Genomic DNA, 17,186 nt, shown 5'->3' with positions numbered 1-17,186 from the left:
CCGCAACCGCCCGCCCCCGCACCGATGTGTCTCGGACCCCCCGCCGCGCCGCCCGTTCCTGCCGCCGATCCCCGTCCCGACGCCTGGGCGGCCGCCCCTACGTCGGAACCCCACCCTGCCCGGCATGCCAACGCGGAGCGGGAGATCCCCGAGCCGGTGGCGGCGCTCCGCCAGACCTGGGAGCCGCCCGCCGATCCCGCGCGGCTCGCGCACCCGGCCGAGCCCGCCCCTCCGGCGGTCGGCCGCGCCGCCTGGGCGGCCGTCCCCGCGGCGGAGCACCGTCCCGCCCGGGACGCCGGGTCGATGGCCGTCGGCCACTCTGCCGACAGCCCGTGGCCCGGGCATCCGGCTGACCCCGAGCCGTCGGTGACCGGTCGCGCCGCCTGGGCGACGGCCCCCGTGGCGGAGCCGCACCCCGCCCGGGGCGGCGACGTCGAGCCGGTGGCCGCCGGGCACCCCGGCTGGGCCGCGGATGCCGAGCTGGTGGAACCGGGTGCCGACCCCGCGCGGTCCGCGCACCCGGCCGGGCGTTCCGTCTGGGCGGCAGGCCCGGCGGAAGCCGCGTCGGCGGGCCGGGCAGAGCACCGGCTGGTGGCCGTGGGCGGACCCGGCGACGGTGAGCCGGCGCGCGCCGCCCGGGCGGCAGCCCCCACAGCGGAGCCCCACCCGGCAGGGCAGGAGTACCTGGCCGACGTCGTGGCGATGGTCCGCCCGGCCCGTCCGGCCGGCCCGAACCTGGCGCACCCCGCCGACCCCGAGCCCGTCGCGGTGGGCCGCGGCGGCTGGGGAGCGGACGCCGCGCCGATGACGGCGGGCGGCCCGGCCCGAGCCGCCGCCCCGGGGGCGGAGCCGATGGAGTCGCACCCCGACGCACGGACCGCCGCCCACCCCGCGGCCCCCGTGTCCCAGGCTGCGTACCCCGTCGACACTGCTCCCGAGGCCCTCCCCGCAAGGGATCAGCACCACGACGCGCGGGCCGCTGCCCACCAGGTCGGCTCCGACCAGGACGCCGCCCATCCCGCCGGCCCGGACCACCCGGTCGCCCACCTGCCCCGGGCCGCGCACCCGGCCGACACCGTCCCGGAGCCGGCCCCGGCAAGGGCCGCGCACCCGGCCGACGCCACCCCCGAAGCGCCCCCCGCAAAGGCCGCCGCCCCCGAGCCGCCCCCCGCAGCCCCCGTCGGGGAACCGCCCCGGCCCGGGCGGTGGGTCGACGCCGCGCGGGGTGAGGTGCCGGCCGCGCGGGCCGAGGTGGAGGCCGACGCCCCGCAGGGAACCGGCGTGCCCGGGCCCGGGGTCGCCGAGATCGTGGCCCAGGCCGTCGCCCGCGGCATGGACGCGAGGGAAGAGGCGGACACCCAGGACCTCCCCCACCTGCGCCCCCCACGCGGCACGGCCGTCACCGAAATCCCGGTCCACCTCCCCTTCCGCGCCCACCCCCGGCCCGCCCCCGCGCCCCCGCGCCCCCAGCCCCCCGCCCGCCGGGCACCGGCCGCACGGCCGCCCGCGGGGCGCCGCGTCCCCCGGGGCGACGACCGGCTCCGCGAGCACCGCGGCCCGGTGCTGCCCGGCTGGATCGCCGTGGCCGTCGGCGGCCTCGCCGTCACCGGCTGCGCGGCCGTCCTGTGGCGGGCCGGGGCCGTCCCCGCCCCCCTGGTGGCCGCGTTCGGCGCGGCCCCCCGCACCTACCAGGGGCTCCGCGCCGCCCACTGGCCCCCGCTCGCCTTCCTCGGCGTCGTCGCCCTCCTCGCACTCGGTGGGCTCGGCCGCGCCAAGGCCGGCCACGCCTGGGTGCTCACCCTCTTCGGCCGCTACCGCGGCACGGTCCGCCGTACCGGCCTCACCTGGATCAGCCCCCTCCTGCTGCGCCAGCGCGTGGACGTCCGGCTGCGCCACTGGCGCAGCGAGCCCATGGCCGCCGTGGACTCCGGCGGCCTCGCCCTCCAGGTGGTCGTCCAGGTCGTCTGGCAGGTCAAGGACACCGCCCGGGCCACCCTCGCCGTCGAGGACCACACCGACTACCTCGCCGAGCAGGTCGAGTCGGCCATGGCCCGGGTGCTGTCCCAGCTCCCCGCCGACGCCTTCCACGAGGACGCCCCGACCCTGCGCGACGCCGAGGCCGTCGGCGACGCGCTGACCCGGATGCTCGCGGCCGAGACCGAGGCCGTCGGCATCGAGGTGTTCTCGGCCCAGCCGACCCGCATCGAGTACGCCCCGGAGGTCGCGGAGGCGATGCGCCGCCGCCGGGTCGCCGCGATCGACGCCAAGCACCGGGACACCGTCCTGACCTCCGTCGTCGACGCCGTCGACGACACCGTCCACCGCCTCACCTCGCGCGGGATCGTCGAGCTCGACGACTACGAGCGCAAGGCGCTGGTCAAGGACCTCACCGTCGCCTTCTACACCGGGCGCAGCGACCAGTAAGACGAGTAGGTCCAGCAAGAAACCAGTAACGCGCGTACCAGGGAACGGGTGGCCGGAAGCGACCGGACCACCCGTTTTCTCATTGGTATAGACATGGCCAACTCCCGTCAATACTGTGTGACTTGGGGCTTGGTCTAGACCTGAGATCACCCGGATCACCCACGTACGTGCCGCCCCCGAGAGAGCCGTCCCCACGCACGTCCGGCTCTCGTCCCCGTCCGTCCCCCCACGTCCAAGGAGCACCATGCGTCTCTTCCGCATGCCCGCACGGCCCGGACGGGCCGGCGCCGCCGCCCTCGGCCTCGGCCTCCTCGCCGGTGTGACCCTGCTGAGCGCCCCCACCGCGAGCGGCCACGGCTACACCGACACCCCCATCAGCCGCCAGAAGCTCTGCGCCAACAAGGCCGTCTCCGACTGCGGCCCCATCCAGTGGGAGCCCCAGAGCGTCGAGGGCTACAAGGGCTTCCCGGCCGCGGGCCCCGCCGACGGCCAGATATGTTCCGGCGGCCACAGCGAGTTCGCGCAGCTCGACGACCCGCGCGGCGCCACCTGGCCCGCCACCCGCGTCACCTCCGGCCAGAGCTTCGACTTCCGCTGGCAGTTCACCGCGAACCACTCCACGACCGACTTCAAGTACTACGTCACCAAGAACGGCTGGGACCCCACCAAGCCGCTGACCCGGGCCTCGCTCGACCCCCAGCCCTTCCTCGTCGTCCCCTACAACGGCGGCCGCCCGGACATGACCACGATCCACCGCGGCACCATGCCGAGCGGCAAGAGCGGCCGGCACATGATCCTCGCCGTCTGGACCGTCAACGACACCGCGATGGCCTTCTACTCCTGCTCCGACGTTCAATTCTGACGCTACGTCAGCTAACCTCCGGCGGCATGCGGACGACGACCGCGCCCGGCACGGGCGCACCCGGGACCGTCGCGGAGCTCATCGCGCGCCAATGGGGCGACCACCGGCCCGGACTGAAGCACGGGGCCGACGGCCCCACCGGAGCCACCGTGCTCAGCCGGCACCGGACCGCCCAGGAGGCCGCGGCCCGCGCCGCGCTCCTCGCCGACCTGCTGCCGCCGGGGGCGGAGCCGCACGTGGGGGTGCTGCTCGACAACACCCCCGAGTTCCCCTTCTGGCTCGGCGCGGCGGCCCTCGCGGGGGCCGCCGTCGCCGGGATCAACCCCACCCGGCGCGGCCCCGAGCTGGCCCGCGACATCCTGCACACCGACTGCCGGATCCTGGTCACCGAGCCCGCCCACCTCCCGCTGCTGCGCGGCCTCGACCTGCCCGGCGTACGGATCCTCGTGACCGGGACCGAGTCCTACGAGGCCCTCCTCGCCCCCTACGCCGCCGCCGAGCCCGGCGAGGCGACCGTCCGTCCGCCCGGCCCCGACAGCCGGCTGCTCCTCTACTTCACCTCCGGCTCCACCGGCGCCCCCAAGGCCGCCATCTGCAGCCAGGGCCGGCTCGCCGCCGCCGGCCACTCCCTGGCCCGCCGGTTCTCGGTCACCCCGGACGACGTGCACTACATCTGCATGCCCCTCTTCCACGGCAACGCCGTCATCGCCGACTGGCTGCCCGCCCTCAGCGGCGGCGCCCCCGTCGCCCTGCGCCGCCGCTTCTCCGCCTCCGCCTTCCTGGACGACGTACGGGCCTACGGGGCGACGTACTTCACCTACGTCGGCCGGGCCGTCCAGTACCTCCTGGCCACCGGGCCCCGCCCCGACGACCGCGCGCACACCTTGCGCCTCGGCTTCGGCACCGAGGCCGGGGCGGTGGACGCGGCCCGCTTCACCGAGCGCTTCGGGGTCCGCCTCGTGGAGGGCTACGGGGCCACCGAGGGCGGCGCCTCGGTCCAGCGCACCGCCGACACCCCGCCGGGGGCGCTCGGGAGGGCCGGCGCGGGCGACGACCTCGCCGTCATCGACCCGGAGACCGGCCGCGCCTGCCCGCCGGCCCTCCTGGACGCGGACGGCCGCCTGCTCAACGGCGACGAGGCCATCGGCGAACTCGTCAACCGGGGCCGCAGCCTCTTCGAGGGCTACTGGCGCAATCCGGACGCCGAGGCCGCCCGCACCCGCGACGGCTGGTACTGGACCGGCGACCTCTTCTTCCGGGACCCCGAGGGCTTCCTCTACTTCGCGGGCCGCACCGACGACCGGCTCCGGGTCGACAGCGAGAACCTGGCCGCCGCCGTGATCGAGAACATCCTGGCCCGCTGGGAGGACGCGGCCGCCGTCGCCGTGTACGCGGTCCCGGACGAGGTCGCCGGGGACCAGGTCATGGCCGCCCTGGCCCTGCGCGAGGGCGCCGCCTTCGACCCGGCCGCCTTCGCCGCCTTCCTCGCCGCGCAGCCGGACCTCGGTACCAAGATGGCCCCGCGCTACCTGCGGATCCTCGACGCCATGCCCGTCACCGCCACGAACAAGGTCCACCGGGTCGCCCTGCGCCGGGCCGGCTTCGGCTGCCCCGGCCCGGTCTGGCACCGCACCGGCACCGGCTACCGCCCGCTCGACGCCGAGGGCCTGGCCGCGCTCCTGGCGGCGTACGAGGCCCAGGGCCGCCGGGGCCTCCTGGACCGCTGAGGGCTGCCCGCCCCCGCCTGCGGGTATTGGTTTTGAGCACCCTCTCGGAGCAGGTAGTATTTTCTCTGTCAGGCGCCGCTAGCTCAGTTGGTTAGAGCAGCTGACTCTTAATCAGCGGGTCCGGGGTTCGAGTCCCTGGCGGCGCACCTGTACTTCGGGCGGTTTCCGGTTCACCGGGAACCGCCCGAAGTGTTTTCCCCGTCGCGCGCCCTCACCCACCGTCACAGCGCGAGTGACAGCAGCAGCGGCGCGGCCTTCCGGTTCAGCGCGTCGGCGGCGGCCCGCAGCCGGTGGGCGTGTTCGACCGGCATCGACAGGGCCAGGCAGCCCACGGCCGCTCCCGCCGTGATCGGAACCGCCGCGCAGACCGTGCCCACGGCGTACTCCTGGAGGTCCAGCACGGGCACGGTGGCCGGCTGGCTGTCCAGCTTGTTGAAGAGCACCCGCTCGCTCACGATCGTCTTCGAGGTGAGCCGGGCGATCTTGTGCCGGGACAGGTGGTCGCGCCGCCCGTTCAGGTCGAGCTGCGTCAGCAGGCACTTGCCGACCGCGCTGGCGTGCGCCGCCGAGCGGAAGTCGACCCACTCGTGCACCTTCGGCGTGCGCGGGCTGTCCGCGAACTGCGTGATGCGGACCTCGCCGTCGACGTAGCGGCTGATGTACACGGCCGCGCCGACCGAATCCCGCAGCCGGTCGAGGGTGTCCTGCAGCTTCTCCTGGAGCGCCTGCTGCCGGTCGACGCCGGAGCCGAGCAGCACCAGGGAGTCGCCTATGGCGTAGGCGCCGTCGGAGACCTGGAGGACGTATCCCTCCCGGCGGAGCATGAGCAGCATCGGGGCGAGATGGGCCGAGGGCAGGCCCGTTTCGCGCGCGATCTGGGCGTCGGTCACACCTCCGGTGTGCCGCGAGATCGTTTCGAGTACGCGCAGGGCGTACTGCACCGAGTGGAACGGCGCGGTCGGCTCGGGCTTCAGCGCCACGGTCTCCCCCTACCAGGTTTGTTACCGCTTGCCCTCTCACGATAGCCATCAAGATGCCCAAGTGGAGCGTCTGTTGGGGAGATTGATGGCTGATTCGAGTCCCTCTGCCTGGACCTACTCGCCTGGCATATGCCAAGGGCATGACAGGCGGGCCGCGCTGCCGGGAATGCCCGGAGCGCGCTCACGGTTCGAGTTCTTCGTACGGACTTTTCGTACGGATTCTTCGTACGGACACGAGCTGAACGGGACGGGAGCGACGATGAGCGACACCGGGGATGCGGGCCGGCACGCGGACGGCGGGGAGCGGGGCCCCGAGGGGGCGGGCGGCGCCGATCCGGTCCGCGGCGCCGATCCCGTCCGCGGGACCGTCCGGGGCACGGCGCCGGTGCCGCTCTCGGTGCTCGACCTGGTCACCGTCGGCAGCGGCAGCACCGCGCACGCCTCCCTGCGCACCAGCGTGGAGATCTCCCGGCTCGCGGAATCCCGCGGCTACCACCGCCACTGGGTCGCCGAGCACCACTCCATGCCCGGGGTCGCCAGTTCCTCCCCGGCCGTGATCCTGGCCCACCTCGCCGCCCACACCTCCCGGATCCGGCTCGGCTCCGGCGGGGTCATGCTCCCCAACCACGCCCCGCTGGCCGTGGCCGAGCAGTTCGGCACCCTGGAGGCCCTCGCCCCCGGCCGGGTCGACCTCGGGCTGGGCCGCGCGCCCGGCACCGACCCCCGTACGGCGGCCGCGCTGCGCGGGACCGGGCGGCTGGACGAGGCCGCGGACGGGTTCCCCCGCCAGCTCGCGGAGCTGACCCGCTTCCTCGACGACGACTTCCCCGACGGGCACCCGTACGCCCGCGTCCACGCCGTGCCCGGCCCGGTGCAGGGCCCCGCCGGACGGCCGCCGGTCTGGCTGCTCGGCTCCTCCGGCTTCAGCGCCCGCCTCGCGGGGGAGCTGGGCCTGCCGTTCGCGTACGCCCACCACTTTTCGGCCGCCGGCACCCTGCCCGCCCTCGACCTCTACCGCCAGAGCTTCCGGCCCTCCGCCGTACTGGACGCCCCGTACGCCCTCATCGGGGTCTCGGCGCTCGCCGCCGACACCGAGGAGGAGGCCCGCGCGCAGGTGCTCACCGGCGCCCTGTCGATGCTCCGGCTGCGCAGCGGCCGGCCCGGGCTGGTCCCGACGCCCGAGGAGGCGGCCGCGTACCCCTACACGCCGCTGGAGCGGGAGTTCGTCGACGGCTGGCTGGCGAACATCGCCCACGGCACCCCCGACGAGGTCCGGTCGGGACTCGACGCCCTGGTGAAGCGGACGGGCGCCGACGAGCTGATGCTGACCGCCAACGCCCACGGCGGAGCCGCCCGGGTCCGCTCGTACGGGCTCGTCGCAGATGCGTACGGGATGCCGACGGAGGGGTCGACTCCGGCTTGAGCGCAGGAGAACGGGGTTTGGCTGGTTTGTTGCCGAAACCTTGCCGGAGCATGACCTAAGACATCCTTAAACCGCTCGTCACCCGGGGTGGCGGGCGGTTTTTGATGGGCGCTCACCTCTCTGACGAGGGGATTTGGCCGCTCAGTGGTCTAGTCCTTCTTTGGTCCAAACCATTGACGGGGGCGCGGGGTGATCGCTATCACTTCTCTCACCTGAAGCTGATGCTCTCCCCTCCCACCCCCCGGAGGCAGTTCATGCACATCCGTAAACCCCTCATCGCGGCCGCCGCCACGGCCGCGCTGGCAGCCGGAGCGCTGGCCACCTTCGCGGGACTGGGCACCGCCCAGGCCGCCGACAGCTCCGCCACGGCGAGCGCCGGCGGCGTGAAGATCGCCTACTACGACCAGTGGAGCGTGTACGGCAGCGCGTTCTACCCCAAGCACCTCGACACTCGGGGCATAGCGGGCAAGCTGGACGTCATCAACTACTCGTTCGGCAACATCCACCCCACCAACCTCACCTGTTTCGAGGCGAACAAGGCGGCGGGGGACGACAACAACCCCAACGCCGGTGACGGCGCGGGCGATTCGTACGCCGACTACCAGAAGTCCTTCGGCGCGGCCGACAGCGTCAGCGGTGTCGCCGACAAGTGGGACCAGCCGATCGTGGGCGTCTTCAACCAGTTCAAGCAGCTGAAGGCCAAGTACCCCCACCTGAAGATCAACATTTCGATCGGCGGCTGGACGTACTCGAAGTACTTCAGCGACGCGGCGAAGACCGACGCCTCCCGCAAGAAGCTGGTCTCCTCCTGCATCGACCAGTACATCAAGGGCAACCTGCCGGTCGACGGCGGCTACGGCGGCCCGGGCAGCGCCGCCGGGATCTTCGACGGCATCGACATCGACTGGGAGTACCCCGGCTCCTCCGGCGGCCACCTCGGCAATCACTACGCCCCCGAGGACAAGCAGAACTTCACGCTCCTGCTCAAGGAGTTCCGCGAGCAGCTCGACGCGTACGGCCAGGCCAACGGCGGCAAGAAGTACCTGCTGACCTCGGCCCTCCCGGCCGGCCAGGACAAGATCAAGTACATCGAGACGGACAAGATCGGCGCGTACCTCGACTACGCGAACATCATGACGTACGACATGCACGGCGCCTGGGACGGCGACGGCCCGACGTACCACCAGTCCCCGCTGTACTCCCCGGCCGGCGACCCGACCGACCCGATCGCCCCGGGCACGCAGAAGTACAGCATCGACAACGCCATCGACTCCTGGATCGACGGCAACCCGGCCTACGGGATCACCGGCGGCTTCCCCGCCAACAAGCTGACCCTGGGCTACGAGTTCTACTACCGCGGCTGGAAGGGCGTCCCCGCCGGGTCGGCCAACGGCCTCGCGCAGAGCGCCACCGGTCCCTCCGGCGCCCGGCCGACCAGCCAGCAGGCCGGCATCGCCAACTACAAGGAGCTCGGCGGGATCGTCGACAACCCGGCGGCCACCTTCTGGGACGACCAGGCCAAGGCCTCGTACTTCTACAAGGACGGCGAGTTCTTCACCGGCCTGAACCAGAAGTCGGTGCAGGCCCGGGTCGACTACGGCAAGCAGCGCGGCCTGGCCGGCGCGATGATGTACTCCCTGCTCGGCCTGGACGACAAGACCACCCTGCTGAACCAGATCTCGGACGCCCTCGGCGGCACGACGCAGCCGCCGACCACCCCGCCCACGACGCCTCCCACCACGCCTCCGACCACCCCGCCCACGACGCCGCCGACGACCCCGCCGCCCGCCGGATGCGGTTCGGTCCCGGCGTACGTCGCCGGCACCGTCTACACCGGCGGCAGCCAGGTCTCGTACAACGGCCACAAGTGGCAGGCCCAGTGGTGGACGCAGAACGAGACGCCGGGCACCACGGGTGAATGGGGTGTCTGGAAGGACCTCGGCGCCTGCTGATCTCCCCCCACCCCGCGCCGAGCGCAGGCCCGCCCCGCCCCCCTCACACGAGGGGGTGCGGGGCGGGCCCGTCCGCGCGTGAGGCGGCCTGCCGGCTGATCATCGTGGCGATCGCGTCCGGGGACACCGCCCGGGAGTAGAGCCAGCCCTGGCCGGTGTCGCAGCCGACGCGGCGCAGCCGGGCGGCCTGGCCGGCGGTCTCCACGCACTCGGCGGTGACCGTCAGGCCCAGCCGGTGCGCGAGCTGGACCAGGGCCTCCACGATGGTCTCGTCGGCCGGGTTGGGGTGGGTGCCCTCCTCGTAGCGGAAGCCGCGTACGAAGGAGCCGTCCAGCTTCAGCACCGACACGGGGAGCCGGCTGAGGTAGGCGAGGTTCGAGTACCCGGTGCCGAAGTCGTCGATCGCGATCCGCACCCCCATGTCGCTCAGCGCCTGGAGGGCCTGGAGCGGCCGTCCGGCGGAGCCCATCACCGCCGACTCCGTCAGCTCCAGCTGGAGCAGCTGCGGGGCGAGCCCGGTCTCGGCGAGGATCTCCGCGACGTCGCCGACGAGGTCGGAGTCCCACACCTGGCGCACCGCCACGTTCACGGAGACGAACACCGGCGCGTCGGTGGGCTGCTCGATCTGCCAGCGCCGGGCCTGGCGACAGGCGGTGCGCAGCACCCACTGGCCCAACTGGACGATGGAGCCGTCCTCTTCGGCGATGCCGATGAACCGATTCGGCGTAAGCGTCCCGAACTGCGGGTGTTTCCAGCGGACCAGGGCCTCCACCCCGCGCACGGCCCCGCTCTCCAGGTCCACCAGCGGCTGGTACTCCAGCTCGAACTCGCCCCGTTCGACGGCCGGCCGCAGGGTCGAGGACAGCGCCTGCCGGGTCATGCGGTGCGCGTTGCGCTCGGGGTCGAACAGGGTCCAGCGGGCCTTGCCGTCGGCCTTCGCCCAGTACAGGGTGGTGTCCGCCGCCTGCATCAGCCCCGTCGCCGAGGTGCCGGCCGCGTCCCGTTCGACGACCCCGATCGACGCGGACACCGACAGCCGCTGCCCGGCCAGGTCGAAGGGCTCCTGTACGGCGGCCAGTACGCTCCGCGCCAGCTCCGTGAGCTGCTCGGTGCCGGTGGAGTCCTCGACCAGCAGCGCGAACTCGTCGCCGCCGAGCCGGGCGACGAGGTGTCCGCCGGTTCGCCCGTACCCGCACTGGTCGGCGCACTGTGTCAGCCGGGCCGCCACGGCGGTCAGCAGCCGGTCGCCGACCCGGTGGCCCAGGGTGTCGTTGACGGCCTTGAACCCGTCGAGGTCCAGGTAGCACAGGCCGATCCGGCCCGTGCCGCTCTCCCCGTACGCCGATGCCTCCAGGGCGGCGGAGAGCCGCTCGAAGAACAGGGCCCGGTTGGGCAGCCGGGTCACGGGGTCGTGCATCTGGAGGTGCCGCAGCCGGGCCTGGAGGTCGCGCCGGTCGCTGATGTCGGCGACGGACAGCAGGACGTCCTGGGTGCCGGTCACCGGCCCCAGGGTGACCTCGGTCCACAGGGAGTGCCCGTCGGGGTGCTTGAGGCGGCGCGTGCAGCGCAGCCGCGCCTGCCGTCCGCGCAGCACCTCCTGGTACGCCTGCCAGGTACGGGCCTCCGCCGACAGGTCCACCAGGTCGGCGGCGCGCTGCCCGGCGAGGGCGTGCGGTTCGGCGCCCAGCAGTGCGGCGAGGGCCCGGTTGGCGGCGATGACCTCGCCGTCACGGCCGACGAGGGCCATCGCGAGGGGCGCCGCGTCGAAGGCGGCCCGGTAGTCGCGCGCCGGGGCCGGCACCGCTGGGTGACGCTCCGTAAGGGCCGATCGGATGCTGTCGGCCGCCGAACCGGTTCCTTCTGAGGTTCCGCTCACCCTTGGCTCCCGCAGTGTTCGTGAGTGTCCGTGCAGGAAAGTGTGCCGATCATAGAGGCTGCCGGGAGGCCCTATCCAGCGGCGTCGCCGTGTGGGGCGCGGTCCGTCGGCATGATGACGCGCTGCTGACGGGGTGCTGACGGAGCGTCGGCGACGGACCGCGCGATCGTTTCTGCGCGCCTGTGAGCACACGAGGGCCGTGACTGATCTCCCGTGATCGGTCGTGACGTTCTGTAGGCGGGGGCGTCAAGGCGGCGGGTCACCGACTTGACGTAGTGCTCACTCGGCTGGGGCAGCGGAACAGGGCATTAGTAAGACAATCGCCTCAAGGTGGACGGGAGGGTACGAATCCACCACCGGAGGTCGATGTGCCGCGACAGCAGACACCCGGGGGAGTGGACCGCTCCCGCATCCGCAGCACCGCGGCGGCGCTCACTTCGCTGACGGCACTGGCCGCCATCTCGCTCGTCGCCGGTCCCGCGGTGGCCGATTCCCGTACGGGCGGACCCTGCGCGCTCACCCGTACGGCCGCCCACCACTCCCTCGGCCTGGACAGCTGGAACCGCGCCTACCCCAAGCCGGAGCGCTCGCTCCACGCGGTACTGGTCTTCCTCTCCTTCCCCGACCACCAGCCCGCCGTGGCCCCCGCCGACCTGACCTCCGACTACTTCCCGGCGACCAGCGAGTTCTTCGAGCGGGCCTCCTACGGCCGCTTCCGGCTGACCCCGCACCCGCAGGAGCGCTGGATCCGGATGCCCCGCCCGTCGACCGCGTACGGGATACAGCGCGACTGGGCCCCCGAGAACCGGGCGGCGTACCTGCGGGACGCGGTCGCCGCCGCCGATCCCGAGGTGGACTTCAGCGCGTACGACGTCGTGTACTTCGTCGCCGACCCGAACGCACCCGGGGTGGACTCCGACGCCACGAAGGTCGTGAACTTCGACCGTCCCATCCGGGCCGACGGCGCGGAACTGCGGCGCATCGTGACCGTCTTCGAGCAGCACCCGCCGGACCGCAACGTGCTGGCCCACGAGACCGGGCACGTCTTCGACCTGCCCGACCTCTACCACCGGCCCTCGGACGGCAAGGGCGACTGGGACACCTTCGTCGGCGACTGGGACGTCATGGGCAGCCAGTTCGGCATGGCCCCGGACCTCTTCGGCTGGCACAAGTGGAAGCTGGGCTGGCTGGACCCGTCCCAGGTGGACTGCGTGCGCTCCGGCACCTCCCTGCACACCCTCCAGCCGCTCTCGCAGGCCCCGCCGCGCGGCGGCACGGGCGGGACCCGGCTCGCGGTGATCCGTACCGGTCCGGGCAGCGCCATCGCCGTCGAGGCCCGGGGCTCGTCCGGCAACGACGGGGACACCTGCAGCGAGGGCGTCCTGGTCTACCGGGTCCGCAACGAGGCGGCCTCGGGCGGCGGCCCGATCGAGGTGCTGGACGGGCACCCGCGGACGGAGGCCTGCTGGGACCGCTCGGTGTACCCGCCGCTGGCGGACGCCCCGCTGGAGGTCGGGGAGACCTTCACGGTGCCGGGGGAGCGGATCACGATCGAAGTGGCGGACCGCACACAGTCCGGCGCGTACACGGTGAAGATCACGACGTGACGCCGTGACGACGGTGGGACCGCGACGAAGAAGGCCCCCACTCCGAGGAGTGGGGGCCTTCTTCCGTCTGTGCGCCGCCAGGGACTCGAACCCCGGACCCGCTGATTAAGAGTCAGCTGCTCTAACCAACTGAGCTAGCGGCGCCTGCTGACGTCGTAGACATTAGCATCAGGTCCGGCCGAAGGAAAAATCGATACCGGGCCGCGGGCGGCGTGCAGGAACGCCCAGAGCAGGCAGTCCGGACCGGGCAGCCAGGGCAGCCGGGCGTCGGGGGCCACCAGCCAGCGCGAGGGCCCGGGGGCGTCGGCGGCCAGCGGGGGCACGGTGACGGCGTCCCCGTGGCCGTGGCACAGCGGGGCCGCCGCGGCCGGGCTCCACTCCTCCCAGGCGAGCAGGGCCGGCAGCCGCTGGGCGGTCCCGGGGGCGGCGAAGAGCAGCATCCGGCCGCGGTGCACGGCGGCCGGACCCGAGCCGGGCCCCTGCTCCCAGAGCAGGTCGAGCATCCGGCGGCCCAGTACGAGCGGAACGTTGACGACGTCGAACGCGGTCCCGCAGGGCAGGACGGCGGGCGAGGCCGGCCGGGCCTGCCAGGCCGCGAGGGTGCTCCGCGGGTGGGCGGAAGCGGAGGCCAGCCAGGCGGCGCCCTGCGGGGTGACCTGGGTGGCGGGCGCGGTGCGTGCGTCGAGGCCGTCGAGGGCGGGGCAGCCGGCGGCCGTCGTCAGGGTCGTCATATGCCAATGTCTACCGCCCGTAGCCTTCCCGTTCCCGGGAGTTACCGAAAACCGGGACACGGCGGGCGCCCTTGGGGTATGTTGCGCCGCGCATATGCCAGAGGGCTCCGCGCGCGGAGGCGCGGAGCCCGTGCGGCGCCGTGCGGAGCGGGACCGGTCCCGCGGTGGTGCGGCCGGGCGGGGTCAGTCGGCGTCGGGGCCCGTGCCGCGCTGGAGGTCCTCACCGAACTCGATCATCTTGCGCGCGTAGTCCTCGGTCCACTCGGCGGCCTCCGCGATGGCCTGCGGCGAGAGGCGGTCGAAGCGGCGCGGGTCCGCGAGCTGGGCCGCCGCCAGTGCCTGGAACTCCACCGCTCTGTCCTGCGCGGCCCGGAAGGCCAGGGTCAGCTCGGTGGCCCGGGCCAGCAGCTCGCGCGGGTCCTCGATGGATTCCAGGTCGAAGAAGTGCTCCGGGTCCGTGGCGGCCTCCGAGGGCTCGAAGAGCAGCGGCGCGGGCCGCAGCCTCCGCTCGGTCCGCTCGGGCTCTGCCATGCGTGTCCTCCTGCTGCGTACGAAATCCTCCGGGCCACCCTCCATTGTCCAGCGTCGCGCAAGAGCGCCCGGCGCGAGGCCGCGACGGACTACGGGCGCCAGGTCACGCGGTGTTCCGCGAGGTGGGCGAGGACCGAGTGGTTCGCCTCCCAGCCGTCGGGGAACTTCACCGTGACGCCCAGCTGGACCGGCTCCGTCGACGGGTGGTCGTCCAGGAGTTCCGCTATGCCCGCCCGGGCCACCACCACGCAGGCGTGCCGGTGCCGGGAGGCCAGCACGCACAGCCGGCCGGTCTCCAGGTGGAACGCCGTCGCGTCGGGGCGGCCCGACAGCGGGTGCAGGATCACCGTGAGGTCGTACTCGCGGCCCTGGAGCCGGTTCGCGGTGTCCACGGTGACCCCGGTGACGCCCAGCGCCGCCAGGGCCGTGCGGACGGCGGCGGCCTGGTCGCGGTGGGCGGTGCCGACGGCGATCCGGCCGGCCGTCAGCGGCGACGGCCCCGGGGACTGCTCGTCGGCGGTCACCGCGCCCCGGTCCAGCGCCCGCCGGACCACCAGCGCCACCGCCCGCACCGCCTCCGGATCCGTGCGCGGGGTGTGCCGCGCGGGCAGCTCCAGCAGGCCCCAGCCCGACTCGGCGGCCTCGTCCAGCACCCGGTCGGGGCCCGAGCCGTCGCCCGCGATCCCGTACGAGAGCCTCCGCTCGCCGGGGCCCGTACCGCTGCGGAACCGCGAGTACGGGTAGAAGGCGCGCGAGACCAGCGGCGCGGCCGTCGCCGGGAGCCGCCACGACACCGGCAGCCGGTGCTGCGGCAGCTGCGGGTTGTGCGCCAGCAGGGTGGACACCGCCGACGCCGAAGGGTCGTAGGACAGGCCCGCCCACTGCTCCGCGCCCACCACGCTGAACGGGTCCAGCTGCCCCGGGTCGCCGACGAACAGCGCCCGGTCGAACAGCCCGGCCACCGCCAGCAGCGCGTCGGAGCGCATCTGGTACGCCTCGTCGACGATGGCGTGCTCCCAGGGCTCCGCGTCCTTCACGTACGCCCACTTCGCGGCCGTGGAGATGGTGACCGGCAGCTCCGCGAGGTCCGAGGGCTTCGCCGACAGGGTGACCGAGGGCAGCTCCCGCAGCGCGGGGTCGTAGGCGTCGCCGTCGCTGCTGTGCAGCCGGCCGACCTTCAGCTCCGGATCCTTCCCGGCGAGCCGCAGCACCAGGTCGTCGACCTGCGCGTTGGTCTGCGCGACCACCATCAGCCGGCGTCCGGCCGCGGCCAGTTCCCGGGCCGCCCGCACCACCAGCGTCGACTTCCCGGCCCCGGGCGGGGAGTCCACCACCACGCCCCGCTCGGTGCCGTGCAGGGTGTCGTGCAGGATGGCGGCGGTCGCCTGGGCGGCGGCCGCGCCCGGGTCGAAGGTCGTCACATCAGGTCCTCGTCGGTCACGGAGTCGGGCAGCGGCAGGGCGCTCAGGTGGGCCGGGGGCCCGCCGTGCGTCCACGGGGTGTGCTCCGGATCGGGCAGCTTGGGGCCGCCCCGGGCGTCGTGCTCGAACAGCGTCCAGCAGACCCGGTCGCCCTTCTCCGGCACCGAACCCGCCACCGGCTCCCGGCCCGTGCCCATCTTGTCGAGCACGCGCAGCACCAGCTGCCCGTCCTCCTCGTGGCGCACGAACGCGAAGGCCTGCTGGCGCCCGTCCAGCGAACGGAACACCTTCCCGCCGCCCTCGTCGGCGAGCTGGGGCCGGTCCTCGGTGGCCACCGTCAGCAGCGGGCGCGGGCGGGGCCGCTTGCCGTCCGTCCACTCCATCACCACCTCGGTGACCTCACCGGCGAAGGCCTCGCCCGCGAGCCGCCGGCCGGCCATGACGAGCGGGTCGTCCAGCGCCTCCTGCGCGTCGAGCCGCACCTGCTCGGTCTCCCGCGTGGCCAGCTTCTGCGCCGCCGTCACCGCGTCGTCGCGGCGCGGCTGCGGCGGTTCGCCCGCCCGGACCCGGTCCCGGTGCCCGGTGAAGGACCACCGGTCGCGGGTCCAGCGCTCCTCGGTGCGCTCGCCCGGCGGCAGGGTCCGCAGCAGGGCGAGCGCCTCCCAGGTCTGCCGCCAGGCGGGCTCCATCTGGGCGGCGACCAGCCGCCGGACCTCCCGCTCGGCCTCCCGTACGCGCGCGTCGCCGTCGGGCGGGGCCGCCGACCGGGCCGCGTCGAACCGCGCGATGGCCGGGGCCAGCAGCCGGTTGTCGAAGGCCGGGTCGGTGGCAGGGCCGGACGGGGGGAAGAGCAACTGGCCGTCCGCGTCCCGCCCGAGCTCCACCCGCAGCGCCCGCTCGGCACCCGAGACGCCCGCGGGCGGTGCTATCCAGCCGAGCAGCGAGCCGAGGTGCTGGTCCTCCAGGTTGCTCTGGCCGGTGGCCCAGTGCCGGGCGAGCAGCTCGGTGGCGCTGAGTAGCATCGAGGAGCCGGGGACGCGGGAGCGCTCGGCGAGGTGCGTGAACCAGCGGCCCAGCAGCGGCACCCGCGCGGGCGCCGGGTAGGGGTTCTCCGGGTCCTCCTCGGCGGTCCGCCGGAACCGCATCGAGCGGCCCAGCAGCCGTACGTACTCGACGCCCGCCCGGCTGGGCACGACGATCTGCGGGGCGTCCACGCACAGTTCGGTCTCGACCTTGGCCTTCTTGCCGGTCTCCGGATCGGTCTCGGTGCGCTCGGCCGGCTCGACGACGTCCGCGTACGCGTCGAGGTACGGCATCACCTGCTCGGCCAGACCGGCCAGGAACGTCCAGCGCAGGTCCCGGTCGCGGGGCTGCGGGACCACCAGGATCCGCGGATCGTCCGGGTCGGTGCCCACCATCGCGCCGAGCGGAGCCCCCGCCTCGCCGGCCGTGGTCAGCGGTACGAGGACCAGCGGGCGTTCGCCGAGATGGCGGTGCCGCACGGTCGCGAGCGGACGGGCGCGGCCCGCGCGGACCGCCTCCAGCCGGGCCAGGGTGTTCAGCAGGGGCATGCGGGGCTCTCCCGGGCGGGGTGCGGGGGTCGGGCGGCGGCGAGCTCCAGCGCCTCGGCGCGCAGCCGGGCCGCCCGGCGC

At 74.1% G+C, this 17,186-nt stretch carries 12 protein-coding genes and 2 tRNA genes; 7 read left to right on the top strand and 7 right to left on the bottom strand.

Features of this window, described 5'->3' with window-relative positions; translation table 11 throughout:
• The 4 genes from ACFV0Q_RS23775 to ACFV0Q_RS23760 all read left to right on the top strand — a co-directional run.
• A partial coding sequence (locus tag ACFV0Q_RS23775) for an SPFH domain-containing protein (RefSeq protein WP_385008343.1) occupies positions 1-2,424 on the top strand: 2,424 nt, incomplete at its 5' end.
• 244 nt (positions 2,425-2,668) lie between these two features.
• Positions 2,669-3,286: a lytic polysaccharide monooxygenase gene (locus tag ACFV0Q_RS23770; protein WP_385008342.1), complete on the top strand. Its 618-nt coding sequence runs from the start codon at positions 2,669-2,671 to the stop codon at positions 3,284-3,286.
• A 26-nt stretch (positions 3,287-3,312) separates the two neighbouring features.
• Positions 3,313-5,013: an AMP-binding protein gene (locus ACFV0Q_RS23765; RefSeq protein WP_385008341.1), complete on the top strand. Its 1,701-nt coding sequence runs from the start codon at positions 3,313-3,315 to the stop codon at positions 5,011-5,013.
• A 72-nt stretch (positions 5,014-5,085) separates the two neighbouring features.
• Positions 5,086-5,159: transfer RNA gene (locus tag ACFV0Q_RS23760), tRNA-Lys, on the top strand.
• 75 nt (positions 5,160-5,234) lie between these two features.
• Here the strand turns inward: ACFV0Q_RS23760 and ACFV0Q_RS23755 are convergent.
• Positions 5,235-5,993, bottom strand: coding sequence for an IclR family transcriptional regulator (locus ACFV0Q_RS23755; protein WP_385008339.1), 759 nt, complete (start codon positions 5,991-5,993; stop codon positions 5,235-5,237).
• A gap of 259 nt (positions 5,994-6,252) precedes the next feature.
• On the opposite strand from ACFV0Q_RS23755, the gene ACFV0Q_RS23750 reads away from it, so the two are divergent.
• Together ACFV0Q_RS23750 and ACFV0Q_RS23745 are read left to right on the top strand one after the other, a co-directional pair.
• Positions 6,253-7,416, top strand: a complete 1,164-nt coding sequence (locus ACFV0Q_RS23750) for an LLM class flavin-dependent oxidoreductase (protein WP_385008337.1) — start codon at positions 6,253-6,255, stop codon at positions 7,414-7,416.
• A gap of 254 nt (positions 7,417-7,670) precedes the next feature.
• Complete coding sequence (locus tag ACFV0Q_RS23745) at positions 7,671-9,368, top strand: glycosyl hydrolase family 18 protein (protein WP_385008335.1); 1,698 nt, start codon at positions 7,671-7,673, stop codon at positions 9,366-9,368.
• 43 nt (positions 9,369-9,411) lie between these two features.
• Here the strand turns inward: ACFV0Q_RS23745 and ACFV0Q_RS23740 are convergent, their stop codons facing one another.
• Entirely contained in the window at positions 9,412-11,244 is a 1,833-nt protein-coding gene (locus tag ACFV0Q_RS23740; protein WP_385008333.1) for a putative bifunctional diguanylate cyclase/phosphodiesterase, read from the bottom strand.
• 368 nt (positions 11,245-11,612) lie between these two features.
• On the opposite strand from ACFV0Q_RS23740, the gene ACFV0Q_RS23735 reads away from it, so the two are divergent.
• A complete protein-coding gene (locus tag ACFV0Q_RS23735; RefSeq protein WP_385008332.1) occupies positions 11,613-12,851 on the top strand; it encodes a M6 family metalloprotease domain-containing protein in 1,239 nt (412 codons plus the stop codon).
• A gap of 70 nt (positions 12,852-12,921) precedes the next feature.
• On the opposite strand, the gene ACFV0Q_RS23730 is transcribed toward ACFV0Q_RS23735, so the two are convergent.
• From ACFV0Q_RS23730 to ACFV0Q_RS23710, 5 genes are all read right to left on the bottom strand, one after another.
• Positions 12,922-12,995 (bottom strand) — tRNA-Lys (locus ACFV0Q_RS23730).
• A complete protein-coding gene (locus ACFV0Q_RS23725; protein ID WP_385008331.1) occupies positions 12,986-13,582 on the bottom strand; it encodes a bifunctional DNA primase/polymerase in 597 nt (198 codons plus the stop codon). Before ACFV0Q_RS23725 ends, ACFV0Q_RS23730 begins: the two co-directional genes overlap by 10 nt.
• Positions 13,583-13,765: 183 nt before the next feature.
• Positions 13,766-14,113: a hypothetical protein gene (locus ACFV0Q_RS23720; protein WP_385008330.1), complete on the bottom strand. Its 348-nt coding sequence runs from the start codon at positions 14,111-14,113 to the stop codon at positions 13,766-13,768.
• An 89-nt stretch (positions 14,114-14,202) separates the two neighbouring features.
• Entirely contained in the window at positions 14,203-15,534 is a 1,332-nt protein-coding gene (locus ACFV0Q_RS23715; RefSeq protein ID WP_385008329.1) for an AAA domain-containing protein, read from the bottom strand.
• Complete coding sequence (locus ACFV0Q_RS23710) at positions 15,531-17,105, bottom strand: hypothetical protein (RefSeq protein ID WP_385008328.1); 1,575 nt, start codon at positions 17,103-17,105, stop codon at positions 15,531-15,533. The genes ACFV0Q_RS23715 and ACFV0Q_RS23710 overlap by 4 nt, the downstream gene beginning before the upstream one ends.
• Between the last annotated feature and the right edge of the window lie 81 nt (positions 17,106-17,186).

It is taken from the genome of Streptomyces sp. NPDC059564, from assembly GCF_042735575.1.
In the GTDB taxonomy this organism is placed as follows: Bacteria; Actinomycetota; Actinomycetes; order Streptomycetales; family Streptomycetaceae; genus Streptomyces.
Note: the sequence above shows the minus strand (reverse complement) of the source record. Positions and strands in the feature narration are given on the sequence as shown.

Excerpts from the sequence above, each read along its gene's own strand:
- ACFV0Q_RS23765 (WP_385008341.1), top strand. The coding sequence starts at position 3,313 with ATGCGGACGACGACCGCGCCCGGCACGGGCGCACCCGGGACCGTCGCG.
- ACFV0Q_RS23725 (WP_385008331.1), bottom strand. The coding sequence starts at position 13,582 with ATGACGACCCTGACGACGGCCGCCGGCTGCCCCGCCCTCGACGGCCTC.
- ACFV0Q_RS23720 (WP_385008330.1), bottom strand. The coding sequence starts at position 14,113 with ATGGCAGAGCCCGAGCGGACCGAGCGGAGGCTGCGGCCCGCGCCGCTG.
- ACFV0Q_RS23750 (WP_385008337.1), top strand. The coding sequence starts at position 6,253 with ATGAGCGACACCGGGGATGCGGGCCGGCACGCGGACGGCGGGGAGCGG.
- ACFV0Q_RS23770 (WP_385008342.1), top strand. The coding sequence starts at position 2,669 with ATGCGTCTCTTCCGCATGCCCGCACGGCCCGGACGGGCCGGCGCCGCC.
- ACFV0Q_RS23710 (WP_385008328.1), bottom strand. The coding sequence starts at position 17,105 with ATGCCCCTGCTGAACACCCTGGCCCGGCTGGAGGCGGTCCGCGCGGGC.
- ACFV0Q_RS23745 (WP_385008335.1), top strand. The coding sequence starts at position 7,671 with ATGCACATCCGTAAACCCCTCATCGCGGCCGCCGCCACGGCCGCGCTG.